Here is a 22,050-nt window from a genome sequence, read left to right on the forward strand (position 1 = left end):
CCCCCGGGCCTGAAAATAAAAAACCCGCGCAAGTGCGCGGGTTTTTTCTGCAAAAGCGAATCGCTATTACAGGGCAACAACCTGGATCTGTACGGTTGCTTTAACGTCAGCGTGCAGCTGAACAGCAACTTCGTAGTCACCGGTGTTACGCAGAACGTTGCCCATGCGGACTTCGCTCTTGGCAACGGCTACGCCGGCAGCAGTGATGGCTTCAGCCACGTCACGGGTACCGATGGAACCGAACAGCTTGCCTTCGTCGCCAGACTTGGAAGCGATAACCACGGTAGCCAGTTCGGCCAGCTTGGCAGCACGCTCTTCAGCAGCAGCTTTGTTGGCAGCCAGTTTGGCTTCCAGCTCAGCGCGACGAGCACCGAAAGCTTCGATGTTGGCCTTGGTGGCCATAACAGCTTTGCCTTGCGGGATCAGGAAGTTACGGGCGTAACCAGCTTTCACGGAAACTTGGTCACCCAGACCGCCCAGTTTGGCGATTTTGTCGAGCAGGATAACTTGCATTACCTTTCCTCTATAAATTTCGTTGAGTTAGGCTTAAGTGCCGGACCGATTCTTACTTGTTGTGCAGATCGGTGTACGGCAGCAGAGCCAGGTAACGAGCACGCTTGATGGCGCGTGCCAGCTGACGCTGATACTTGGCGCGGGTACCGGTGATACGGCTCGGTACGATCTTGCCAGATTCAGTGATGTAGTTTTTCAGAGTAACGATATCTTTGTAGTCGATCTCGGTAACGTTCTCGGCGGTGAAGCGGCAGAACTTACGACGACGGAAATAACGTGCCATGGCCTTTATCCTCTAGTCAGTGATCCAGAATTACTCTTCGGAAGCAGCTTCAGTAGCTTCTTCGCGGCGCTCGTCGTCACGACGGGTGAAGCGCTCTTCCTTGGCCTTGGCCATCGGAGAAACTTCAGTCACGGCGTGCTTGGTGCGCATGATCATGTTGCGGATAACGGCATCGTTGAAGCGGAAGTTGGTTTCCAGCTCATCGATAACGGCTTGCTCTGCTTCTACGTTCATCAGAACGTAGTGGGCTTTGTGCAGTTTGTCGATCGGGTAAGCCAGCTGACGACGGCCCCAATCTTCCAGGCGATGAATGGTACCACCGGAGGTGGTGATGGCGCCGGTGTAACGCTCGATCATGCCAGGTACTTGCTCGCTCTGGTCCGGATGAACCATGAAGACGATTTCGTAATGACGCATTTTAGCTCCTTACGGATTAATTCAGCCTCCGCCCAGGTGCAGCCAGACCTCAGAGGCAAGGAACATAATGGTGTTTAGACGCTGCTTTTCTAGGGCGGCGTATTGTACGAAATCCCATCCCTCACTGCAACCAGCCGCCGCCGATGTTTTTATCTATGGGAACAATATAAAACTTCAATTGATAATAATTATCATTTAGATCTATTCTATCTCCATGCACTTATGGAGGCTGAACCCATGCAACCCGCGCTGACCACGGCCATCCCGGCCCGCAAATTCAAACTGACCCTGCTCGGGCCGGCCTTTATCGCCGCCATCGGCTACATAGATCCGGGCAACTTTGCCACCAACATTCAGGCCGGCTCCACCTTCAGCTACCAGCTGCTGTGGGTCGTAGTGTGGGCCAACCTGATGGCCATGCTGGTGCAGACTCTCTCGGCCAAGCTCGGCATCGTCACCGGCAAGAACCTGGCGGAACACATTCGCGACCGACTGCCCAAGCCGGCGGTCTGGGCCTACTGGGTGCAGGCGGAGATCATCGCCATGGCCACCGATCTGGCCGAATTCATCGGGGCCGCGGTCGGCTTCAAGCTGCTGCTCGGGGTCACCCTGCTGGAAGGGGCCGGCATCACCGCCGTGGTCACCTGGGGCATTCTGATGCTGCAGTCCCGCGGCCAGAAACCGCTGGAGTTCGTGGTGGGCGGCCTGCTGCTGTTCGTGGCGGCGGCCTACATCGTCGAGCTGGTGTTCTCCCGCCCCCATCTGCCCAGCCTGCTGGAGGGCGCCCTCTTCCCCGGCCTGCCCAACAGCGACGCCGTCTATCTGGCGGCCGGGGTGCTCGGCGCCACCGTGATGCCTCACGTCATCTATCTGCACTCGGCGCTGACCCAGCACACCCAGGATCAGGGCTCGGTTCCGCAGCGGCTGCACACCACCCGGGTCGACGTGGCCATCGCCATGACCATCGCCGGCTTCGTCAACCTGGCCATGATGGCCATGGCCGCGGCCGCCTTCCACAGCTCCGGCAACCAGCAGGTAGCGGAGCTGGAGTCCGCCTACCAGACCCTGACCCCGCTGCTGGGCCAGGCGGCCGCCACCCTGTTCGGCCTCTCGCTGGTCGCCTCGGGCATCAGCTCCACCGTGGTGGGCACGCTGGCCGGGCAAGTGGTGATGCAGGGCTTCGTGCGCTTCACCATCCCGCTCTGGCTGCGCCGTGCCATCACCATGGCCCCCGCCTTCGTGGTGATCGCCATGGGCCTCAACACCACCGAAATTCTGGTGCTGAGCCAGGTGGTGCTGAGCTTCGGCATCGCGCTGGCGCTCATCCCGCTGCTGATGCTGACCGGCGATCGCGCCCTGATGGGGCAATATCGCAACCACCCGGTGACTCAGGCGCTCGGCCGCCTCATCGTCGCCCTGGTGATCGGGCTCAACGCCTACCTGCTGGTCGCCATGATCTAGCACTCATCATCCTGCCTCCGGACCGGCTCATTAACCGAGGTTAATGAGCCGCTCTGCGCTTTGACGTATGCTGGCGGCTCTCTTCCTCTTCGATCTGCGGGAGCCATCCATGTCACATACCCGAGCCAGCTTCGTGCTGGGCCACCACCAGGAGCAGGCCAGCGTCATCTGCTGCCAGAGCGGCGATACCAGCCTGCTGGTCACCGACCTTACCCCCTTTCATCCCCAGAGCCACCTCTGGCCCGATCAGCCGGGTGACGTGGGCACAGTGCGCTGGGAGGGTGGCGAAGCGGCCGTCGGCCCCTGCCGCATGGGGGCCATCAGCCCGGATGGGGAGCTGTTCGTCGACCAGGCGATCCCGGTCAAGCGGGGCGCGGAAGGGTGGCGTTTCGTGGTGGTGCACCCGCTGGCCGGCCACTGTGCGCTGCCGGTGGGCAGTCAGGTGACGCTGCAAGTGGATGCCGAGGCCCGTCACGCCCTGAGCCTGGGTCACAGCGGCTGCCACCTGGCGGCACTGGCCCTAAACCGGGCGCTGATGCCCTACTGGCGCAAGGAGGTGAGCGAGCGGGACGCGCTGGATCAGCCGGATTTCGATCGTCTCGCCATCCAGACCTCGCGAGTCGAGCCCAATGGCTCGCGCGAGCAGTACCGGATCGGCAAGAGCCTGCGCAAGAAGGGGGTCAACAGTGAGGCCCTGCTGGCGGATCTGGCGCAGATTGAAGCGCACATCAATCGCCAGCTGGCCGACTGGCTGGCAACCGGAGGCGAGATCCGCCGCAGCCGGGCCGGCGAGTCGATCATCGACTCCCGTTACTGGCACTGCCCGCTGGAAGGGCGGGAGGTCACCATCCCCTGCGGCGGCACCCATGTGGCCACGCTGGCCGAGCTGGGACGGATCGAGACCAGCCTCACCGCCGATGCAGAAGGGTTTGTCATGATGACCCGGGTCTACCCCTGAGGGCGTCCGAACTCGGCGACCAGCGCGTCGATCAGGGCGCGCACCCGGCGCGGCTGATGCCGCCCGGAGGGGTAGACGATCTGCAGCCGTGACGCCGGGGCGGCGAACTCGGGCAGGATCTCCACCAGGCGGCCACGGCTCAGATCCTCCCCCACATCCCAGCGGGACTTGAGGCAGATCCCCTCCCCCTGCAGGCACCACTGGCGCACCAGATAACCGTTGTTACTGATGCGCCGCCCCTGCACCATCACCCGCTTCACCACACCCTCGACCTGAAAAGACCACCAGCGCTCCGGATGTTCTCCGAAACGCATCAACAGGCAGTCATGATCGGCAAGCTCTTCCGGATGGCGGGGCTCCCCCTTGCGCGCCAGGTAGGCGGGTGAGGCACAGACGATCCGGCGGTTCTCCCCCAGCGAGAGGGTGCGCAGTGTGCTGTCGGCCAGCTCTCCGTAGCGCAGGGCCAGATCGATCCCCTGCCCCACCAGATCCAGATAGCCGTCGGTCAGGTTGAGATCCAGCGTGATCCCCGGGTGTTGCGCCATGAAGCGATCGAGCAGCGGCACCAGCCGGCTGATCCCCAGATCATGAGGGGCGCTGATGCGCAGCAACCCGTTCATTTCGTCCCCGCCATCGCGCAGACGGCGCTTGAGCCCCTCGGCCTGGGCCAGCAGATGGCGCCCCTCCTCCAGCAACAGGCGCCCCTCTTCGGTGAGGCTGATGGAGCGAGTGGTTCTGCTGAGCAGGGTCGTACCGTAGTAGCGTTCCAGGGAAGCCAGCCGCTCCGAGACGGTTGCCGGGGAGAAGCCCAGCTCACGCCCAGCGGCGGCCAGCCCCCCTTTTTCCACTATGACCAGGAACAGATTGAGGTTCTCGAGCATGATTGTATTGATAATCCGAATTATGTTTTAGATTTTGCGGCAATTATCAAAATACACCGTCACATCTATCTTCTCCAGCAGACACAGGCGCGGATCCCCCGCCGTCTCAGAGAGGAACATTGCCATGGCATTTCATCAACATACCCTGTCCCTTGTCATCGGTGGCCACACAGGTATCGGCCGCGCCGTCGCCGATGCCCTGCGCCAGCGCCCCGGTCAGGTCATCGTCGCCAGCCGCAAGAGCGGCCTGGATATCACGGACCAGACCTCAATCGATAACCTCTTGACCGATCTGGGCCAGCTGGATCACCTGGTCATCACCGCCGGTTCCCAGGCGCCTGGTGGGCCTCTGCTCGAGCTGGATCTCACGGCGGCCAAGGCGGCCTTCGACACCAAGTTCTGGGGCACTCTGGCGGTCATTCGCAGCCTTGCCCCGTATATGGCCCCCGGCGGCACCATCACCCTCACCACAGGGTTCCTGGCCCGCAAGACAGTGCCCGGCACCTTGGTCAAGACCACCATGAATGCCGCGCTCGAGGCCGCCGCCAGGCTGCTCGCCCGTGAGCTGGCCCCCATCCGGGTCAACGTGGTCAGCCCGGGGCTGACCGATACCGAGGCCTACGCCGCCATGGCGCCCGAGGCGCGAGAGGCCATGCTGGGCCGGGCAGCCGCCAGCCTGCCGGCCGGTCGGCACGGCCGCGCCGAAGATCTTGCCGCCGGCTATCTACTGGCCATCGACAACCCCTTCATGACCGGCGCCACCATAGATATCGATGGTGGCGCCCTGATCAACTGAGGAGATGAGCATGAAAGAGCCCAACACGCTCCCGGCCCGGATCTGGATCCTGACCCTGAGTGCCTTTGCCATCGGCACCGCAGAGTTCCTGATCGCCGGCATCCTGCCCCAGGTGGCTGAATCGCTGGGGGTCACCACGGGCCAGGCGGGCAACCTCATCACCGCCTATGCCCTGGCCATCGTCTTTGGCGGCCCGCTGCTCACCCTCTGGCTGGCCCGCTTCGAGAAACGCCATGTCCTGCTGGCACTGATGGTGCTGTTTGTGGTCGCCAACCTGATCGCGGCCTTCAGCACCGACTACGTCACCCTGATCGTGAGCCGCATCCTGGCCGGCCTGACCCAGGGCCCCTTCTATGGCATAGGTGCCGTGGTCGCCACCCGCATGGTGAGCGACAAGATGGCGGGCCGCGCCGTCGGCCAGATGTTTGCGGGCCTGACCCTGGCCAACGTGCTGGGCGTGCCGGCGGGTGCCTGGATAGGCAACGCCTTCGACTGGCATACCACCTTCCTGGTGGTCGCCGGGCTGGGTCTGCTCTCCATGCTGGCCATCGCCCTCGTCATCGAGCGCCAACCCAGGGAGAGCGCCACCTCCATCAGCCAGCAGCTTGCCGCCTTCCGCAGTTGGAACCTGCTGGCCAGCCTGCTCTTTACCGTACTGGGCTGGGCCGGCTTCATGACCCTCTATGGCTACATAGCGCCGCTGGCAGAAGAGGTGGCGGGCTTCGAACGTTCCGCCATCACAGGCGTGCTGGTGGTCGTCGGGCTGGGCCTGGTGCTGGGCAACAACATCGGCGGGCACAGCGCCGACCGCAATCTGCGGCGCTCCCTGCTGGTGTGGCCACTGCTGACCATTCTGGCCCTGCTGCTGGTCGGCGTGCTGGAGCACTACACATGGCCTTTCCTGATCGCCACCTTCCTGTTTGGTGTGGCCACCTTCGCCAATCTGCCCGCCATGCAGATGCGGGTGATGAAATATGGCCGGCAGGCCCCGGAGCTGGCGGCCACCGCCAACATCTCGGCATTCAACATCGCCAACGCCTTGGGCGGAGTGATCGGTGGCGCCGTCGTCGACAGTCAGCTGGGACCGGCGGCCCTCCCCTTCTTCGCGGCGCTGGTACCGGCCCTGGGGCTGCTGTTCATCCTGACCCAGGAGCGAAGAGGGCGGCCAAGGGCCCTGGCCTGCTAGGCGACGACCCCTTCACCCGCATTCCGAGCCGACAGGAGGCCATATGACCATACATGCCATCGACCACGTCACGCTTCGCACGGATCAGCTGGAGCAGACCATAGCGTTTTATCGCGATGCCATCGGCCTGCAGGAAGGGGGGCGGCCCCCCTTTCCTTTTCCGGGTTGCTGGCTCTACGCAGGAGGGCGCCCCCTGCTGCACATCGTTGCCAACACCCAGGGCGAGGGACTGACCGACTATCTGGGGAGACGGGAGACGGAGCAAGGCAGCGGCTGCATCGATCACATCTCGCTGAGTGCCTCGGATCCTGTAGAGACGCAGGCTCGCCTGCTGCGGCTGGAGGTGCCCTTCGTCAGCCGGATCATCCCGGAGCGCAACGAGCTGCAGCTCTTTCTGAGGGATAACAACGGGGTGCCGGTCGAGTTGCTCTTCACCCAGACGAACATCGACCAGCACGACAACCCGCCGACCGGGGGAGATAGGGATGAGTAACAGACGACATTTCATCAAAAGCGCGATTGCCATGGGCACCCTGGCAGTGGCGGGGCGGGCCTTGGCAAGCCCCCGCTCCCCCTCAGAGCAGGGCGCTGGCCCCCAGCTCAGGCTCGGCATCACGGATCTCTCATTCCACCGCATGGCCGGGGCCCTGGTGACTGCCGTTCTGGAGCAGCGGGGCTACCGGGTCACCCGCAGCCACGCCCCCCATGAAGCCAATTTTGAACGGCTCGCCAGCGGCGAGATCGATCTGCTGGCCTCCGCCTGGCTGCCTGCCAGCCACGGCATCTACAAAGCCGAGATCGAGAAGCGGGTGGCCGTGCGTGAGCTGGGGCTGCACTACCAGCCCTATGCCCTGTGGGGCGTCCCTGAGTATGTTCCCGTCGATCAGGTGGCCGAGGTCGCCGACCTGCTGCGCCCCGAGGTGAGACGGCGCATGACCCCGCAGCTCCAGGGGATCGGGCCGGGGGCTGGCATCAGCCGCTTCTCGCGGGAGATCATGAAGGTGTACGGGCTCGAGCAGGCGGGTTACCGCTTCCTGAACGGGACACAGGAGCAGTGTCTGGTCGCCTTTGAGCAAGCCGTGGCCGAGCAACGCTGGGCCATAGTGCCCCTGTGGCGCCCCCAGTTCCTGCACACCATCCATCCCATCCGTGAGTTGAAAGAACCCGGAGGGCTGCTGGGCGGGGTCGACAGGGCCGTGCTGCTGATACGGGAGGATCGCCTGGACAAACTGGACGGCGCCACCCTCACAGCGCTGGACAAGCTGCGCTTTGGCAACGAGCTGATAGAGCGCCTCGACTATCGGGTCAGCCGGCTCGGCGAGCCCCTCGACCGGGTCGCCCGGGAAGCCATTGCCGCCTTGCAGCAACCAGCCTGATGTCGCCGCCGCCGGCATCCAGGTCGGGGGCGGCCGTCAGCACCGAGGGGCACGCCTCTAGCCGAGGCGGATCAGCAGGATCCCGCCCAGGATAATCAGGGCGGCCAGCAGCCTGACCCGCCCCAGCGTCTCCCCCAGCCAGCCCCAGGAGAGCAGCACCGCAAACAACACGCTGCTCTCACGCAGGGCCGCCACCAGGCCGATGGGTGCCTTGGTCATGGCCCAGATGACGATACCGTAGGCCAACAGCGACAGGGCGCCACCGATGGCGCCGCTGCGCCACGCCGCAGGCCCCAGCTCGCGCCAGGCGGTGCGGCTCTGCCAGCGCATCAGCAGCGGCATCATCGGCGCGGTGAGGGTGAACAGCCAGAGGGTGTAACGCACCGGCTCGCCGGCCGAGCGGGCCCCTGCCCCATCGGACAGGGTATAGGAGGCGGTAAAGAGCGCCGTGACAAGCACCGCCTGCAGCGCGGCCGGTGCCAGCCGCAGGCCGCCGCGCCACGCTATCAGCAGCACACCGCTCACCAGCACCACGGCTCCCGTCACTGCCACCATCCCCGGCACTTCCCCCAGCAGCAGGGCACCGAACAGCAGGGCCACCAGCGGGGCACTGCCCCGGGCCAGCGGGTAGATCTGGCCGAACTCACCCAGCCGGTAGGCCCGACCGAGAAACAGGCAGTAGCCGCAGTGCAGCAGGATGGAGAGTGCCAGCCAGGGATATTCGGCCGCCACCGGCCAGCCCACCAAGGGGAGAAAGGGGGCAGCAAACAGACCGGAGCAGAGGGAGACCAGCAGGACGCTGACCCGCCCCTCGGCCTGGCGCTTGGCCAGCGCATTCCAGAGCGCGTGCAGCAGGGCTGCCAGCAGGATGGCGGCAAAGATGGTTGGGGTCACGACAGGGTTCCGATAGCAACAGGCCGCCCAGCATACCCGGTTTGCCCGACCATGACAGAGAGCGGCCTCATAAGATGCCTGTTTTTTCATCCGGCAGCCTGCTGCCGGCCTGGCCTCAGCGCAACCGGCGCTGCCAGTGAATGGCCAGCAGGATGAAGCTCACCCCGACCCAGAGGTTCCACGCCGGGATCTCGCCAAACAGCCAGACCCCCAGCAGCACCACGAACATCAGGCCCGAGTACTCGGTCGCCGCGATGCGGTTGGCCTCCACCTGGCGATAGGAATAGAAGCAGCTGGCGTGATAGAGCAGTTGCATGACGCCGCTGCCGCCGATCAGCACCAGCAGCCGCCAGTCCACCGGCTGCCACTGACCCACCGCCAGACCCGCTGTCAGCGGCATGGCCAGCAGGTTGGCCCAGAACAGGGTCGCCACCACCGAGATCCCTGCCGGCAACTTGCGTCCCGTGATGTTGAACAGCGCCAGGGTGAAAGCGGTCACCAGGGCGCCCAGCCCGGCCAGATGGAAATCCCCCGGCCGCAGCACGAACACAACCCCGAGCAGCCCCATGCCGCTCAGCAGCCAGACTCTGGGGTGGATCTTCTCCTTGAGCAGCCAGGCTGCCAGTGGCAACGTCAGCAGCGGGGAGACATAGAAGATGGCGTTGGCCGTGGCCAGCGGCAGCTGGGTCAGAGCCAGCATCATGCCACCGCCGCCGAGCAGGCAGAGGTGGCCGCGCAGCAGGTGCCACTTCCAGGCACCCAGCCCCCAGGCCGGGCGCGGCACCCGCAGCATGAAGGGCAGCAGCACCAGCAGGGTCAGCAGCTGGCGCAGGAACATGTATTGGAAGGGGCTGAAGCCGGGGCCGATCAGCTTGACCAGCACGTCGGAGAAGGCCTGGGCCAGATTGCCCAGCACCAGGGTGATGATGGCGAAGGTTTGCAGGTCCAGTGCGAACCGCTTGCGCAACAACTCCATCAGCGACAACCGCTCGTGTGACGAACGCAAATAAAATGGCTCAACGGCTCAATCGCTGAATCTTGTTCTGTATTAATGGGGTAAAAGACCATTTTTAAAACCTATCCATCAACTGTTGCCGATTAATCACTCAGAGGGTACCCACTAACATGGCGCCAGGCACCCGTTTTCTTTACTACCTCAAGACATAATAATTTCATTGTTATGCCTAAAAGGCATTAAGAGGAGCTCATGCCGATGTGGGGAATGTCATCTTCCAGATAGGGTTCACCCACGGCGGTGAAGCCGTGACGGCCGTAGAAGCCCTGCAGGTGCGCCTGAGCCCCCAGATAGATGCTGACCCCGGGCCACAGCCGGGCACACTCCTGCAGCGCCTGCTGCATCAGACGGTGGCCCAGGCCATCGCCTCTCGCCTCGGGGGCGGTCACCACCCGGCCGATCACCACCTGCTCACTCTTGGCCACACCGGGCGCCATCAGCCTGGCATAGGCCACCAGTGCCCCATCCTGCCAGCCGAGCAGATGCAGTACGTCGGGGCGCTTGTCGACACCGTCCAGATCGAGAAAGACGCAGGTCTGCTCCACCACGAAGACCCGGGATCTCAGGGTGAGCAGTTCATAGAGTTCGTTGACGTCGAGTTGTTCGAAAGATTTGAGAGACCAGTTCATGGGGATTCCTTGCTCATGATGAGAAGGGCAGCATAGCCAGCCGCACGCGGGCCGGCATTAACCTTTGTTAAGATCCTTCAGCCGTTTGCGAATGCGGCTCAGGCTGATGGGGGTGATGCCGAGATAGGCGGCGATCTGGTGATCGGGCACCCTGGCCTCCAGCGCGGGAAAACTGCGCAGAAAGTGCTGATAGCGGGCCTGCGGGCTCTCGGTCAGCAGCAGCAGCTCCTTCTCCTCCTTGATGCGCAGCTGCACCGCCAGCAGATGCTGATACCAGGCGGGCCAGCAGGAAAGCGTGCGCAGATCGGCCAGATTGAACAGCAAGAGCCGACAGGGCTCCAGCGCCTCTACGCTGTAGCGGGCCGGCTCGCCACTGAGCAGGTGGTGGAAGTCGAGAAACTCGTCCCCCTCCCAGTAGAACTCCTTGATGTACTCGCGGCCATCTGCCAGCACCACCTTGGCCCGCAGCAGCCCCTGCTCCACCATCACCAGCAGATCGGGTCGATCGCCGGCATGCCAGAGGCAGGCACGGGGGCTCAGGGTCAGCGGCCGGGCAAAAGAGAGGAGGCGCGTGGCCTCCTGCTCATCCGTGACCCTATCCCGGCAAAACGGGGGTCTGTCCATTCAGCTCGCCTCAGGCACGACGCTGGCGCACGGCTTCAAACAGGCAGACGCCGGTCGCCACCGAGACGTTGAGGCTGGATACCGCCCCCGCCATCGGGATGCTCACCAGCTCGTCGCAGTGCTCGCGGGTGAGGCGACGCATGCCCTTGCCTTCGGCCCCCATCACCAGCGCCATGGGGCCGGTCAGCTTGGCCTGATAGAGGTCGTGATCCGCCTCACCGGCGGTGCCGACCAGCCAGACGCCACGCTCCTGCAGCTCGCGCAGGCTGCGAGCCAGGTTGGTGACCTGAATAAGCGGCACCACTTCGGCGGCGCCACAGGCGACCTTGCGCACGATAGGGGTCAGCCCGGTGGCCTTGTCGCGCGGCACGATCACCGCATGCACCCCGGCCGCATCGGCGCTGCGCAGGCAGGCACCCAGGTTGTGCGGATCGGTCACCCCGTCCAGCACCAGCAGGAAGGGGGCGGTTTCTTGCTCGGCCAGCTTGTCCAGCAGGCTGGCCAGATCGTGCTCGGCCAGCTTGGGCGCCTCCTTCAGCCGGGCCATGATGCCCTGGTGATTGTTGCCCTCCGCCTTGTCGTCGAGCGTCTTGCGGTTCACGCTCTGCACCTTGAGGCCAAGCGCATCCAGCTCCGCCAGCAGGGGCTGCAGCCGCTCATCGTCGCGGCCCTTGAGGGCCCACACTTCGATGAAACGCTCCGGCTCGCGCTCAAGAAGGGCGGCCACGGCGTGGATGCCGTAAATCAGTTCACTGCTCATGTTCAAGATCCGTGGTGTCGGGTCACACCCAGTGCGCCCCAAAGAAAAATGGCCCTACCGGCAGCCTGACCACCATGATGCTGGCGTCGTCACCGGTCGCTAAATGATGGCGCATCATACCAGAGAGACCGGTATCTAGGGAGGAGGGAGCTGCTCGGCCAAGCTCCGAAACTATGACAGGCCTCTTGATCCGGCTGCGCCATCATCCTTAATGGCACACCTGACCCTACTCTCGGCTGATTGCAGGGGGGACAATACCCCGCCCGGCAGTGACTAAGTGGGCTCGCTACGCGGCGCTCAAAACGGTAGCTGTCCCAATTTCAGCCCTTGGAGATCATCCCTTTCGTTGTGGATGTTCAACTGCAACACGGCTCAAGATGATTAATTTATTGAGCTTGCTCAAAAAACCACCACCTCCCGCGATCCTCTCCTGCATCGCACGCTAATATACTCGTTTAGCAACAGCCTCGTCGGAGTCACCCATGAGCCAAGCCAGTGCAACATCGCCGGTAAAAAGCAGCAGACTGGGGGCTGACACTCAGGGGCGGTAGCCTTGCCTGATGGAATGGATAAGCGAGTGAAGCAAAACGGTGACTGTCCCAATTTTACAGTTGATTAAAACGTATGAAATTGCGGATCCAGTACCAGTAGGACTTTTCAGTACGGATGCTGTAGTGATGCAAACGCATCGCTGTCCTGACCTGTTCACGCAGGCGGGGTTTGGTGGTGCTCTCCATCGTTGGCTCCTTAACTGTTTTTTTATACAGTGGTAATGATAGAGTAAAAAGAGGAGGTCAAGCGAATACATTCAAGTATCAGAGGTAGATTGGTAATGTTTTTATTTAATTTGATTTTTTTCATGACAAAAATCAGGGCAGATCGGAGTTATATGGAAGGCTCTGCTATCGGATTAGTGCCGCCTTCTATCTAATCACTGTTAGCCCCTTGTCGTAGTTCTGTCGTATTAATGTCGTAAAGATGACGTAACTGGAATAGGCAATCATCCCTGACAATACAGTTACCAGATAACTGAGAAGGAAATGATTGATATGAATATGAAAATTAACGTCGAACTGATAAAGAAACTAAGAGCCGAGAAGTCCTGGTCACAGGATGAGTTGGCAACGGCGGCAAGCCTGAGCTTGAGAACGGTGCAACGGATAGAAAAGGATGGGAATGCATCCTTAGAGTCAAAAAAGGCTATCGCATCAACATTTGAAATTAAGGCCAACGACCTTGATTTTAACGAAGAGAGTTCGGCCTTTTCAGATCAGGATTCTGAAAGCTTCTATTTTCGTATTGATAATGGAACAAAGCTATCGGAGATCATTGGTGGAGCCTATGCATATAGGTTCAACCATGATGATCCAAAAACTGAAGAAGAGGCTGAATTACTCGCTTGGGCCGCTCAGTCCGTTCAGGACTGGGGAGACATTTGGTCAGATTTAGAGGCTGGTGATAAAGTCAAGGCTACATTTCACTTGACGAACATGATCAAAGAATTGGAAGCAAATGGATTTTGTTTTTTTGGGTTGCGCACCAATGAAGAGTATCCCGGTGTCAAAGGAGATAAGTGGCCAGTAGCCAATGTCTTCTTGATGCGCGAAGACAACCCAAAAATAATTAAACTAGACCTTACAAAACAGGGCTAACAATCACAAGCAAGGGACTAAACTACGCTCCGCCAATTTGCGGTTCGCTTTTCTCACTTTACCGCAAATTGGCTCCACTACGTTTGGCCCCTGTTGTGGGCATTAGCTGTACACACAAACACTACAATTTTATTGTCGCTGATTTATAGGAGAGAGAAAATGCTTCAAAAAAGTGTATACCCCCTGATTATGGCGTTACTGCTATCAGGATGTGGTTTGACGCAAATTCAAAAACAGCAAGTGGCGCAATTTGCAACTGCAACTGAGTCTGTGGCAAAGACAACACAAGATCAATTCAAGACTACGAGAGACAAAGTTATAGAGTTGGAAAGAAGAAGGTTGATAATGCGAAACGAGGCACCGCCTAAAACATTCGATCTAGATGGTGGATTAAGCGAATCTGGCATAGCTACTCAAATAGCCACACTTAAGGCACTCCAATCTTATGGAGACATTCTTAATAAGCTGGCAACAAATGACCAAGGCGATGCAATCTCCAAAGCAGCAACTAACTTTATGACGCAGTTTGAGGCTGCAAAACAAACTCAAGATGCAGCATACAAAATTGATGATGGCAAGAAGAGCGCAGTTTTAGGCGTGATAGGTATCGCTAGCACATGGTTTGTAGAGAACGAAAAGAAAAAACACATAAAGCCAATTATTGAGGCTTACTATAAAGATATCGGAAATCTTGCGGAATTATTGAGAAATGATCTGACCTTGGTAGAGGATTCGTTATGCATTGAAGAGTCAAAGCGAAAGACGGTAGTAAGTAAAACGGGAGTTATAGACATTTATTGCACTAGTGCGGATGCGGTGAGTGAACTTTCAAGCGATGTTCTCAAGGAGAAAAACCACTCATATCAAGAAAGGGAGTTTGCATACAATTCCTATATTCTTGCGCAGCAAGCAAAAGCTGAAATCAGTACATTATCTGGCCAGGGTAACGGCTTGATATCGAAATTATCTAAGGCGAACTACCAGCTTTTGAAGGTTATCGAAGATGACAGCTACACTACTGATGACATTAAGGCTTTCGCTAAGCAGGTAGAAGAACTGCAAACCCACATTAACGTACTGACTGGCAAATAGGAGCTAAAAGCATGGCTACGAAATCTTTATCCTCGGAAATTGCAGAAAACATAACTGAACTGAAGAAATTAAAGGAAAAAAATCCAAGCGCAGACTTAAGCAATAGACTGCAAGATATGTTTGATGCACTCCATCAGGCTCAAGGAAAAGAATGGGAGGAGCAGGTGGTGAAATACAAAGAAGCCAAAGATGCATTAGACAAAGCGAAGCAGGCTGCACAGAATGCAATCAACGATCTTGCAAAAACAGCTCAAGCAATTGATAAAGCAGCTAGCGCATTCAAAGCTGTGTTAGCTGCACTTGCTTTTGCTTTATGACCTGAATAGCTAACATTGCGGTCGAGAGGGACGCTCCGCCCAAAAGCGTGGCTCCGCGCCCCTCACCTTAAACGTTAGGTTTTTTATAAATCAGGAGGATTTAATTGGGAAATATCATGGGACACCCACCTTTCCACGCGCCTCGTAGCGGCCAATAGCGTGGCTATCGCGCAAGGAGTGTGCTGCTAGCCATAGGTACAGAGCTTGGCTGAGCCCCGCCCAGAATCTAAGCCCCTCCCCTTTTCGCTGACCATAAAAAATCCGAACCCCGTTAATAGGGTTCGGATTTTTTTCATCTCAAGACTCTCAGGCTTTTGCAATGATAACCCGGGCGCTGGCGAAGATAACCCGGGGCCATCAGCCCCTTACGACCTCAGCCCGGGTCGCCGGCTCCAAGCATGGGCCGAGGGTTTACCCCTTGGCCTTGTCGCGCGCTTTTTTGCTCGGTCGTCTGTTGCTGGGTTTGGCACGGCCGCCCTTGGCTGATTTACCGTGGTCCTTGCCCTCTTTCTCTTTGCGTTTGTCGTGGCGCTCGGCGCTCTTGGCCTTCTCCTTCTTGATCTCGGCCATCTTGCGCACCGCCTGCTTGGCGTTCTTGCCGGTGATCTTGAGGGGCTCTTCCACCATCACGAAGTCGATCTTGCGATCGTCCAGGTTCACGCCCATCACCTTGACCCGCACCTTGTCACCCAGACGGTAGCGGCGGCGGAAGTTCTCGCCGATCAGCTGCTGGTGCAACGGGTCGAACTGGTAGTAGTCGTTGGTGAGGGTGCTGACGTGCACCAGACCGTCGATGTGGATCTCGGCCAGACGCACGAAGAAGCCAAAGCCGGTGACGCTGGCGATGACACCGTCGAACTCGTCACCCACGTGATCCAGCATGTACTCGCACTTGAGCCAGTCGGCCACGTCGCGGGTGGCGTCATCGGCACGGCGCTCGGTCATGGAGCAGTGCTCGCCCATCGGATCCACTTCTTCCAGCTGGTAGTGGTAGCCACCGCTCGGCGTCCACTTGTGGCGCAGGTTGCCCTGCTGCTCCTTGGCGGTCTGATACTTGATCGCCCGGTGCAGGATGAGGTCGGGATAGCGGCGGATCGGCGAGGTGAAGTGCGCATAAGACTTCAGCGCCAGACCGAAGTGGCCGATGTTGTCGGCCTGATAGATGGCCTGACGCATGGAGCGCAGCAGCATGGTGGAGAGCAGCTCTGCATCCGGGCGCCCTTCAAACTTGGCGGCCAGGTCGGCAAAGTCTTTCGGCTCGGGCTCGAGACCGCCCTTGAGCTCCAGGCCCAGCTCGGCCAGGAAGTCACGGAAGCCGGTGAGGCGCTCTTCGCCCGGGCGGTCGTGCACCCGGAACAGGGCGGCGGCCTCGTTCTTCTCGATGTAGCGGGCGGCAGCCACGTTCGCCTGGATCATGCACTCTTCGATGATCTTGTGGGCGTCGTTGCGTACCAGCGGCACGATGCGGTCGATCTTGCGCTGGGCGTTGAAGATGAAGCGGGTCTCTTCGCTCTCGAACTCCACCGCACCGCGCTGATGGCGGGCATGCTTGAGCGCCTTGTAGAGGTTGTTGAGCTCTTCGATGTGACCCACCAGCGGCTCGTACTGCTGACGCAGCTTGGGATCGCCATCCAGGATCGCCGCCACCTTGGTGTAGGTCATGCGGGCGTGGGAGTTCATCACCGCTTCGTAGAACTTGTAGCCGGACATGCGGCCGGCGGCGGAGATGGTCATCTCGCACACCATGCAGAGTCGGTCAACCTGTGGGTTGAGTGAGCAGAGGCCGTTGGAGAGCACCTCCGGCAGCATGGGCACCACGAATTCGGGGAAGTAGACGGAGTTGCCGCGCTGGTAGGCCTCGGTGTCGAGGGCGGTGCCCGGCTTCACATAGGCTGAGACGTCGGCAATGGCGACCCACAGGCGCCAGCCGCCACCGCGCTTGGCTTCACAGAAGACGGCGTCATCGAAGTCGCGGGCATCTTCCCCGTCGATGGTGACCAGCGGCAGGGCACGCAGGTCGATGCGACCCTCTTTGGCCTTCTCCGGCACCTGTTCGCCGAGACCAGCAACCTCTTTGGTCACCTCCTCGGGCCAGGTGTGCGGGATGCCGTGGGTACGCAGGGCAATCTCGATCTCCATGCCGGGTGCCATGTTCTCACCCAGCACTTCCAGCACGGTGCCGACCGCATTGAAGCGGGCGGTGGCGCGCTGGTTGATGCGCACGACCACCACCTGGCTCTGGCGAGCCCCCTTGTTCTCCCCTTCCGGGATGATGATATCCTGGCCGATACGGCTGTCGTCGGGTACCACGAAACCGACGCCGTTCTCGACGAAATAGCGACCGACGATGTCCGCCTCGCGGGCCTTGAGCAAACGCACCAGACGCGCCTCCTGGCGACCCTTGCGGTCGATCTCGGTGGGCTGCACCAGGGCGTAGTCGCCGTGCATCAGGCGCTGCATCTCGCGGTTGTTCAGGAACAGATCCGGGCCACCACCCTCGGGACGCAGGAAACCGAAGCCATCCTTGTGGCCGAGCACATAGCCTTTGACCAGATTCAGGCGATCCGGCAGGGCGTAACACTGGTTGCGGGTGAAGACCAGTTGACCGTCGCGCTCCATGGCGCGCAGACGACGACGCAAGGCTTCCAGCGGCTCTTCTTCGGTCAGCTTGAGGACCTTGGCCAACTCTTCACGGGACATGGGCTTTTCATGGCCCTTGATGAGGTCGAGGATCAGCTCGCGACTGGCGATCGGATTCTCGTATTTTTCGGCCTCGCGTTCGAGGAAAGGATCTTTTTGAGACATAAGCAGGCCTTAGGGTAGGTGGTAACGGCGACATTATATCGGAGGGGGGGGCGAATGGCATCCATCGACTGCCTTTTGGCCAATCTCTCTGTCATACTATGCACAGTTTGCAGTCATGATGAGACATGGAACTCATGAGCAAGGATTCGTTCGCCCAATCCGCCGCCTATCTCAAGCAGGCGGTTCCCCTGATGATCAAGTATCAAATCCCCACCACGCCGGATAATTACACCCTTTGGTATAACTATGTGGCGGCCAGCATGCCCGAGCTCAATCAGGCCATCGATCAGGCCATCAAGCTGCAAGGCACCTGCTCGCTGACCACCTGCGAACGTCTCTATCACCAGCACCTCGCCGCCCAGGATGAGCAGCAGATGGAGGCGATGAAGCTCAACCTGGCCGCCATGGCCAACGAGCTCGGCCACACCATGCAGGATGCCATCTCGGATACCGGCATGTTTCAGGAGATGCTCGACAAGAGTTTCGACCGGCTGAGCCTCATCGATGACGAGGGGCTGAGCCTGGAGGACACCATGGGGATCCTGCGGGATCTGGTGCGCGAATCGCGGGACGTGCGCATGTCGACCATGCACTTTCGCAACCAGCTCAGCAGCGCCGAGAAGGAGATCAAGGAGCTGCGCGAGGCGCTCAACGAGACCCGCAAGCTGGCCAACGAGGATGCCCTCACCAGCCTGCTCAACCGGCGCGCCTTCGATCTGGAGATAGACAGCCTGCTGCGCAGCAAGCAGCCCTTCTCGCTGATCCTCGCCGATATCGACCGCTTCAAGAGTTTCAACGACGAATATGGCCACCTGCTGGGAGATCAGGTGCTGCGCGCCTTCAGCAAGCGACTGCGGGAGACCTGCAAGGAGGGCGTCACCGCCTACCGCCTCGGCGGCGAAGAGTTTGCCCTGCTGCTTCCCATGCGCAACCTGGCGCTGAGCCGCCAGATGGCGGAGAGCCTGCGCCGGGCCATCGAGAAGATGTCGATCCTGGATCGCAAGTCGGGCCGGCGCATCGACCACATCACCGCCTCGTTCGGGGTGGGCGAATACAATGGTCAGGAGACGGGCGACAGCCTGGTCGAGCGCACCGACAAGCTGCTCTACAAGGCCAAGGAGCTGGGCCGCAACCGGGTGATGCCGCTGCCATCCTGAACTCGCCAAACGCAAAAAGGCCGGTCATTGACCGGCCTTTTTCATGTTTGCCATCCCGGGATCAGAGGCTTTTCAGCTTCTCTTCCGGCAGGGCCAGTTCGTCATTGCGGTTGACGCCGATGCCGCGCTCCAGCACGTGGCGGGCGATGGCATGGGCCTCTTCCAGCGAGTGCATGCTGTAGGTACCGCACTGGTATTCGTTCAGCTCGGGGATCTTGCCCTGCTCCTGCACGGTCAGCACGTCGCTCATGGCGGCCTGCCAGGCAGCGCCAACCCGGGCTTCGTCCGGCGCACCGATCAGGCTCATGTAGAAGCCGGTGCGGCAGCCCATGGGAGAGATGTCGATGATCTCAACCCCATCCCCATTGAGATGGTCACGCATAAAGCCGGCAAACAGGTGCTCGAGGGTGTGGATGCCACGCTCGGAGAGGATCTCCTGGTTCGGCACACAGAAACGCAGATCGAACACGGTAATGGTGTCCTTGTTCGGGGTCTGCATGGTCTTGGCCACACGTACCGCCGGCGCGGCCATGCGAGTGTGGTCAACGGTAAAACTGTCCAATAACGGCATTTCTGACTCCTGATTTGGTTACCAGAACCAGCCCCCGCTGGAGAGCTGATCCTTGCATTGTCGATACTGGGCGCCGTAGCGCTGGGCGCGAGCCTCCACCTTGCGGGATGTCTTCATCAGCCATCCCTTGCTGCGGTAGCTGCCACGCCGATAGCCACCCCACCCTTCGTGATAGTTGAGATACTGGCCATACGCATCCCACTTGGAGGTGCCGTTCAGCCGCTGGGCCTTGTGAGTGTACCAGCCCATGAAGTCGATGGCGTCGGCAAAGTCATCGCGATCGCTCCAGCTGTTGCCGGTCTCCCGCTGATAGTCGGCCCAGGTTTCATCTTTGACCTGGGCATAGCCGTAGGCGGAGCTGGCCCGCCCGGTCGGGATGAAGAGGAAATACTGCATCGGCGGCTGGGCATCGTGCACGAAGGAGGACTCCTGATACATCATGGCCATCACCACCTGCACAGGCGTTCCCCACTTCTCGTTCATCTTGAGCGCCGCCTTGTGCCAGTCCGGCTTCTCACGAAAGATCTGGCACAGGTTTTCCGGCTGGGCCGGCGGCCGGGTACTGCAGGCGGTCAGACCGGCCAGCAGGCCGGCCATCGCAACGAGGCGCATCCAGGACATCAGCGGGCTCGAGTCTCCATTCGTTGGCTCATCACAAGGCTCAGCCATCCGTCAGATGGCGTCTTCGTTCTCTTCGCCGGTACGGATGCGGATGACCCGCTCCACCTCGCAGACGAAGATCTTGCCGTCACCAATCTTGCCGGTGCGGGCGGTGTTCTGGATCGCTTCCAGGCAGGCATCGAGATCCTCGTCCTGCACCACCAGCTCCACCTTCACCTTGGGCAGGAAGTCGACCATGTACTCGGCGCCGCGATATAGCTCGGTGTGGCCCTTCTGGCGGCCGAAGCCCTTGACCTCGGATACCGTCATGCCGTTGATGCCGATCTCGGCCAGGGCCTCGCGCACATCGTCCAGCTTGAACGGTTTGATGATGGCTTCAATCTTCTTCATGGTGACTCCTTACCAGTTTTGTTTGCCAAACCCGGACGTGATGGGGTAACGGCGATCCTTACCAAAGTTGCGGGCCGTGATGCGGGGCCCGACCGCAGCCTGACGGCGCTTGTATTCGTTGAGATCCACGAGGCGGATCACCTTGCGCACCACCGCCTCCTCGAAGCCTTCCGCCACCATGTCAGCCACGGAGGCATCTTCTTCCACATAGCGCTTGAGGATGGCATCCAGGATGTCATAGGGGGGCAGGCTGTCCTGATCCACCTGGTCCGGTGCCAATTCTGCCGAAGGAGGACGGTCGATGACCCGCTGCGGGATCACATAATCGACGGAATTGCGGTATTCGCACAGCTTGAAGACCAGCGTCTTGGGAACGTCCTTGAGCACGTCGAAACCGCCGGCCATGTCGCCGTACAGGGTGGCATAGCCCACCGCCATCTCGCTCTTGTTGCCGGTGGTCAGCACGATGCGACGACGCTTGTTGGAGAGCGCCATCAACAACACACCACGGCAGCGAGCCTGCAGGTTCTCTTCGGTGGTGTCGCGGGCGGTCCCTTCAAACAGCGGCGCCAGCTGGGCCATAAAGCCTTCGAACATTGGCTCGATGGAAATGATGTTGAACTCCACCCCCATCCGTTCGGCCTGCTCCTTGGCATCTTCCACGCTCATCTGGGCGGTGTAGCGGAATGGCATCATCACCGCCTGCACCTTGTCGGCGCCGATGGCATCGGCCGCGATGGCCAAGGTCAGCGCCGAGTCGATGCCGCCGGAGAGGCCCAGCACGGCGCCGTGGAAGCCGTTCTTGGTGACGTAGTCGCGCACCGCCAGTACCAGTGCCTGATAGGTCTCGGCCAAGGGTTCCAGTGGTGCGGCGGGTTCCCGCTCCTTCACCGGCTGACCATCGGCAAAGTGCACCAGCGCCAGCTCTTCGGCAAAGGGGGCCAGCTTGTGGGTCAGCTCGCCCTGGCTGTTGAACACCTTGGAGCAGCCGTCGAAGATCAGCTCGTCCTGACCGCATACCTGGTTGAGGTAGACCAGCGGCAGACCGGTCTGATCGCAGCGCTCGGCCATCAGCTCACGGCGGATCCAGGGTTTTTCCTGATCGTAGGGCGAGGCATTGATGGTGAGCAGCAGCTCGGCTCCGGCGGCCTTGGCGGCCAGCGCCGGCCCCGGCTGCCAGAGATCTTCGCAGATGAGCAAGCCCAGCTGATGACCACGGAAGGGGACCACGCAGGTCTCGGTTGCCGCGGTGAAGTAGCGCTTCTCGTCGAAGACCCCGTAGTTGGGCAGATCCTGCTTGAAGTAGCGTGCGACCAGCTGCCCCTGCTCATAGAGGGAGGCGGCGTTGTAGAGCGCCTCCCCTTCACGCCAGGGGTGACCCACCAGAATGGCGCAAGCCCCCTGCCATGCCGCGATGCGGGTCAGCGCGGCCTCCACCCGGATCATCAGATCGGCGCGCAGCAGCAGATCTTCCGGCGGGTAGCCGGTCAGGGCCAGTTCGGAGCAGACCAGCAGATCGGCGCCTTGCCGATCGGCTTCGGCGGCTGCCGCCAGCACCTTGTCACAGTTATCTTCGATGGCGCCTACCGTCAGATTCAACTGGGCAAGCATCAGAGAGAGGGCTTTTGCCATGGCGATGCATCTTGAATTCG

The 22,050-nt window shown here is 60.6% G+C and carries 25 protein-coding genes; 10 read left to right on the forward strand and 15 right to left on the reverse strand.

Annotation, left to right across the window (positions count from 1 at the left end):
- Window positions 1-66: 66 nt before the first annotated feature.
- Genes rplI through rpsF form a run of 3 tightly spaced genes read right to left on the reverse strand, consistent with a single transcriptional unit; the run spans window position 67 to window position 1,213 of the window.
- Window positions 67-513, reverse strand: a complete 447-nt coding sequence (rplI, locus tag ACB031_RS16195) for a 50S ribosomal protein L9 (RefSeq protein ID WP_005308892.1) — start codon at window positions 511-513, stop codon at window positions 67-69.
- Between the two features lie 52 nt (window positions 514-565).
- On the reverse strand, window positions 566-796 hold the full coding sequence (gene rpsR, locus ACB031_RS16200) for a 30S ribosomal protein S18 (protein WP_005308890.1): 231 nt from the start codon (window positions 794-796) through the stop codon (window positions 566-568).
- A 30-nt stretch (window positions 797-826) separates the two neighbouring features.
- Window positions 827-1,213: a 30S ribosomal protein S6 gene (gene rpsF / locus ACB031_RS16205; protein WP_005308887.1), complete on the reverse strand. Its 387-nt coding sequence runs from the start codon at window positions 1,211-1,213 to the stop codon at window positions 827-829.
- Between the two features lie 237 nt (window positions 1,214-1,450).
- Between rpsF and ACB031_RS16210 the strand changes: the two genes are divergently transcribed.
- Together ACB031_RS16210 and ACB031_RS16215 are read left to right on the forward strand one after the other, a co-directional pair.
- A complete protein-coding gene (locus ACB031_RS16210) occupies window positions 1,451-2,674 on the forward strand; it encodes an Nramp family divalent metal transporter (RefSeq protein WP_371139899.1) in 1,224 nt (407 codons plus the stop codon).
- A 67-nt stretch (window positions 2,675-2,741) separates the two neighbouring features.
- On the forward strand, window positions 2,742-3,632 hold the full coding sequence (locus ACB031_RS16215; RefSeq protein WP_323997868.1) for a hypothetical protein: 891 nt from the start codon (window positions 2,742-2,744) through the stop codon (window positions 3,630-3,632).
- On the opposite strand, the gene ACB031_RS16220 is transcribed toward ACB031_RS16215, so the two are convergent.
- Window positions 3,623-4,513 (reverse strand): LysR family transcriptional regulator, encoded by an 891-nt coding sequence (locus ACB031_RS16220; protein WP_042008753.1) that lies wholly within the window; start codon window positions 4,511-4,513, stop codon window positions 3,623-3,625. The two genes, ACB031_RS16215 and ACB031_RS16220, sit on opposite strands and share 10 nt — an antisense overlap.
- 124 nt (window positions 4,514-4,637) lie before the next feature.
- Here ACB031_RS16220 and ACB031_RS16225 point away from each other — a divergent pair, with 124 nt between their 5' ends.
- From ACB031_RS16225 to ACB031_RS16240, 4 genes are read left to right on the forward strand one after another with little or no spacing between them, the layout of a single operon-like run.
- A complete protein-coding gene (locus tag ACB031_RS16225) occupies window positions 4,638-5,309 on the forward strand; it encodes an SDR family oxidoreductase (RefSeq protein WP_042051411.1) in 672 nt (223 codons plus the stop codon).
- A 10-nt stretch (window positions 5,310-5,319) separates the two neighbouring features.
- Entirely contained in the window at window positions 5,320-6,495 is a 1,176-nt protein-coding gene (locus ACB031_RS16230; protein ID WP_371139900.1) for an MFS transporter, read from the forward strand.
- 43 nt (window positions 6,496-6,538) lie between these two features.
- Window positions 6,539-6,988 carry a VOC family protein gene (locus ACB031_RS16235; RefSeq protein ID WP_371139901.1) on the forward strand — a complete coding sequence of 150 codons (450 nt, stop codon included), beginning with the start codon at window positions 6,539-6,541 and terminating at the stop codon, window positions 6,986-6,988.
- Window positions 6,989-7,019: 31 nt separating this feature from the next.
- Complete coding sequence (locus ACB031_RS16240; protein ID WP_371139954.1) at window positions 7,020-7,871, forward strand: glycine betaine ABC transporter substrate-binding protein; 852 nt, start codon at window positions 7,020-7,022, stop codon at window positions 7,869-7,871.
- 57 nt (window positions 7,872-7,928) lie between these two features.
- Here the strand turns inward: ACB031_RS16240 and ACB031_RS16245 are convergent, their stop codons facing one another.
- The 6 genes from ACB031_RS16245 to ACB031_RS16270 all read right to left on the reverse strand — a co-directional run bounded on the left by ACB031_RS16245 (window position 7,929) and on the right by ACB031_RS16270 (window position 12,530).
- On the reverse strand, window positions 7,929-8,765 hold the full coding sequence (locus ACB031_RS16245) for an EamA family transporter (RefSeq protein WP_371139902.1): 837 nt from the start codon (window positions 8,763-8,765) through the stop codon (window positions 7,929-7,931).
- Window positions 8,766-8,880: 115 nt separating this feature from the next.
- Entirely contained in the window at window positions 8,881-9,741 is an 861-nt protein-coding gene (locus ACB031_RS16250; protein ID WP_213344047.1) for a DMT family transporter, read from the reverse strand.
- A gap of 218 nt (window positions 9,742-9,959) precedes the next feature.
- Entirely contained in the window at window positions 9,960-10,409 is a 450-nt protein-coding gene (locus ACB031_RS16255; RefSeq protein WP_005308863.1) for a GNAT family N-acetyltransferase, read from the reverse strand.
- A 57-nt stretch (window positions 10,410-10,466) separates the two neighbouring features.
- Window positions 10,467-11,033: a Crp/Fnr family transcriptional regulator gene (locus ACB031_RS16260; RefSeq protein WP_211028011.1), complete on the reverse strand. Its 567-nt coding sequence runs from the start codon at window positions 11,031-11,033 to the stop codon at window positions 10,467-10,469.
- A gap of 10 nt (window positions 11,034-11,043) precedes the next feature.
- On the reverse strand, window positions 11,044-11,793 hold the full coding sequence (rlmB, locus tag ACB031_RS16265; RefSeq protein WP_139396701.1) for a 23S rRNA (guanosine(2251)-2'-O)-methyltransferase RlmB: 750 nt from the start codon (window positions 11,791-11,793) through the stop codon (window positions 11,044-11,046).
- A gap of 605 nt (window positions 11,794-12,398) precedes the next feature.
- On the reverse strand, window positions 12,399-12,530 hold the full coding sequence (locus tag ACB031_RS16270; RefSeq protein WP_371139903.1) for a phage integrase N-terminal SAM-like domain-containing protein: 132 nt from the start codon (window positions 12,528-12,530) through the stop codon (window positions 12,399-12,401).
- Between the two features lie 303 nt (window positions 12,531-12,833).
- Between ACB031_RS16270 and ACB031_RS16275 the strand changes: the two genes are divergently transcribed.
- The 3 genes from ACB031_RS16275 (at window position 12,834) to ACB031_RS16285 (ending at window position 14,854) form a co-directional block, all read left to right on the forward strand.
- Window positions 12,834-13,445, forward strand: coding sequence for a helix-turn-helix transcriptional regulator (locus tag ACB031_RS16275; RefSeq protein WP_371139904.1), 612 nt, complete (start codon window positions 12,834-12,836; stop codon window positions 13,443-13,445).
- Between the two features lie 159 nt (window positions 13,446-13,604).
- A complete protein-coding gene (locus ACB031_RS16280) occupies window positions 13,605-14,537 on the forward strand; it encodes a hypothetical protein (RefSeq protein WP_371139905.1) in 933 nt (310 codons plus the stop codon).
- 11 nt (window positions 14,538-14,548) lie between these two features.
- On the forward strand, window positions 14,549-14,854 hold the full coding sequence (locus ACB031_RS16285) for a hypothetical protein (RefSeq protein ID WP_371139906.1): 306 nt from the start codon (window positions 14,549-14,551) through the stop codon (window positions 14,852-14,854).
- Window positions 14,855-15,265: 411 nt separating this feature from the next.
- Here the strand turns inward: ACB031_RS16285 and rnr are convergent, their stop codons facing one another.
- Window positions 15,266-17,659, reverse strand: coding sequence for a ribonuclease R (gene rnr / locus ACB031_RS16290; RefSeq protein WP_005308855.1), 2,394 nt, complete (start codon window positions 17,657-17,659; stop codon window positions 15,266-15,268).
- A gap of 134 nt (window positions 17,660-17,793) precedes the next feature.
- Between rnr and ACB031_RS16295 the strand changes: the two genes are divergently transcribed.
- The gene (locus ACB031_RS16295; protein ID WP_024942009.1) at window positions 17,794-18,816 is read left to right on the forward strand and encodes a GGDEF domain-containing protein; all 1,023 of its coding nucleotides are present in this window, start codon (window positions 17,794-17,796) and stop codon (window positions 18,814-18,816) included.
- Window positions 18,817-18,877: 61 nt separating this feature from the next.
- Here the strand turns inward: ACB031_RS16295 and luxS are convergent, their stop codons facing one another.
- Genes luxS through ACB031_RS16315 form a run of 4 tightly spaced genes read right to left on the reverse strand, consistent with a single transcriptional unit; the run spans window position 18,878 to window position 22,030 of the window.
- Window positions 18,878-19,387 (reverse strand): S-ribosylhomocysteine lyase, encoded by a 510-nt coding sequence (luxS, locus tag ACB031_RS16300; protein ID WP_005308851.1) that lies wholly within the window; start codon window positions 19,385-19,387, stop codon window positions 18,878-18,880.
- A gap of 18 nt (window positions 19,388-19,405) precedes the next feature.
- Window positions 19,406-19,999 carry a transglycosylase SLT domain-containing protein gene (locus ACB031_RS16305; RefSeq protein WP_371139955.1) on the reverse strand — a complete coding sequence of 198 codons (594 nt, stop codon included), beginning with the start codon at window positions 19,997-19,999 and terminating at the stop codon, window positions 19,406-19,408.
- A 60-nt stretch (window positions 20,000-20,059) separates the two neighbouring features.
- Complete coding sequence (gene glnB, locus ACB031_RS16310; protein ID WP_005308848.1) at window positions 20,060-20,398, reverse strand: nitrogen regulatory protein P-II; 339 nt, start codon at window positions 20,396-20,398, stop codon at window positions 20,060-20,062.
- 9 nt (window positions 20,399-20,407) lie between these two features.
- Window positions 20,408-22,030: an NAD+ synthase gene (locus tag ACB031_RS16315; RefSeq protein WP_017787513.1), complete on the reverse strand. Its 1,623-nt coding sequence runs from the start codon at window positions 22,028-22,030 to the stop codon at window positions 20,408-20,410.
- Window positions 22,031-22,050: the final 20 nt, after the last annotated feature.

The sequence above is a fragment of the Aeromonas sp. S8(2024) genome (assembly GCF_041403085.1).
Taxonomy (GTDB): Bacteria; Pseudomonadota; Gammaproteobacteria; order Enterobacterales; family Aeromonadaceae; genus Aeromonas; species Aeromonas dhakensis.

What these genes read in the sequence shown, in the direction of transcription:
- rplI (WP_005308892.1), bottom strand. Translation starts at nt 513, where the DNA reads ATGCAAGTTATCCTGCTCGACAAAATCGCCAAACTGGGCGGTCTGGGT.
- rpsR (WP_005308890.1), bottom strand. Translation starts at nt 796, where the DNA reads ATGGCACGTTATTTCCGTCGTCGTAAGTTCTGCCGCTTCACCGCCGAG.
- rpsF (WP_005308887.1), bottom strand. Translation starts at nt 1,213, where the DNA reads ATGCGTCATTACGAAATCGTCTTCATGGTTCATCCGGACCAGAGCGAG.
- ACB031_RS16210 (WP_371139899.1), top strand. Translation starts at nt 1,451, where the DNA reads ATGCAACCCGCGCTGACCACGGCCATCCCGGCCCGCAAATTCAAACTG.
- ACB031_RS16215 (WP_323997868.1), top strand. Translation starts at nt 2,742, where the DNA reads ATGCTGGCGGCTCTCTTCCTCTTCGATCTGCGGGAGCCATCCATGTCA.
- ACB031_RS16220 (WP_042008753.1), bottom strand. Translation starts at nt 4,513, where the DNA reads ATGCTCGAGAACCTCAATCTGTTCCTGGTCATAGTGGAAAAAGGGGGG.
- ACB031_RS16225 (WP_042051411.1), top strand. Translation starts at nt 4,638, where the DNA reads ATGGCATTTCATCAACATACCCTGTCCCTTGTCATCGGTGGCCACACA.
- ACB031_RS16230 (WP_371139900.1), top strand. Translation starts at nt 5,320, where the DNA reads ATGAAAGAGCCCAACACGCTCCCGGCCCGGATCTGGATCCTGACCCTG.
- ACB031_RS16235 (WP_371139901.1), top strand. Translation starts at nt 6,539, where the DNA reads ATGACCATACATGCCATCGACCACGTCACGCTTCGCACGGATCAGCTG.
- ACB031_RS16240 (WP_371139954.1), top strand. Translation starts at nt 7,020, where the DNA reads ATGGGCACCCTGGCAGTGGCGGGGCGGGCCTTGGCAAGCCCCCGCTCC.
- ACB031_RS16250 (WP_213344047.1), bottom strand. Translation starts at nt 9,741, where the DNA reads ATGGAGTTGTTGCGCAAGCGGTTCGCACTGGACCTGCAAACCTTCGCC.
- ACB031_RS16255 (WP_005308863.1), bottom strand. Translation starts at nt 10,409, where the DNA reads ATGAACTGGTCTCTCAAATCTTTCGAACAACTCGACGTCAACGAACTC.
- ACB031_RS16260 (WP_211028011.1), bottom strand. Translation starts at nt 11,033, where the DNA reads ATGGACAGACCCCCGTTTTGCCGGGATAGGGTCACGGATGAGCAGGAG.
- rlmB (WP_139396701.1), bottom strand. Translation starts at nt 11,793, where the DNA reads ATGAGCAGTGAACTGATTTACGGCATCCACGCCGTGGCCGCCCTTCTT.
- ACB031_RS16270 (WP_371139903.1), bottom strand. Translation starts at nt 12,530, where the DNA reads ATGGAGAGCACCACCAAACCCCGCCTGCGTGAACAGGTCAGGACAGCG.
- ACB031_RS16275 (WP_371139904.1), top strand. Translation starts at nt 12,834, where the DNA reads ATGATTGATATGAATATGAAAATTAACGTCGAACTGATAAAGAAACTA.
- ACB031_RS16280 (WP_371139905.1), top strand. Translation starts at nt 13,605, where the DNA reads ATGCTTCAAAAAAGTGTATACCCCCTGATTATGGCGTTACTGCTATCA.
- ACB031_RS16285 (WP_371139906.1), top strand. Translation starts at nt 14,549, where the DNA reads ATGGCTACGAAATCTTTATCCTCGGAAATTGCAGAAAACATAACTGAA.
- rnr (WP_005308855.1), bottom strand. Translation starts at nt 17,659, where the DNA reads ATGTCTCAAAAAGATCCTTTCCTCGAACGCGAGGCCGAAAAATACGAG.
- ACB031_RS16295 (WP_024942009.1), top strand. Translation starts at nt 17,794, where the DNA reads ATGAGCAAGGATTCGTTCGCCCAATCCGCCGCCTATCTCAAGCAGGCG.
- luxS (WP_005308851.1), bottom strand. Translation starts at nt 19,387, where the DNA reads ATGCCGTTATTGGACAGTTTTACCGTTGACCACACTCGCATGGCCGCG.
- ACB031_RS16305 (WP_371139955.1), bottom strand. Translation starts at nt 19,999, where the DNA reads ATGCGCCTCGTTGCGATGGCCGGCCTGCTGGCCGGTCTGACCGCCTGC.
- glnB (WP_005308848.1), bottom strand. Translation starts at nt 20,398, where the DNA reads ATGAAGAAGATTGAAGCCATCATCAAACCGTTCAAGCTGGACGATGTG.
- ACB031_RS16315 (WP_017787513.1), bottom strand. Translation starts at nt 22,030, where the DNA reads ATGGCAAAAGCCCTCTCTCTGATGCTTGCCCAGTTGAATCTGACGGTA.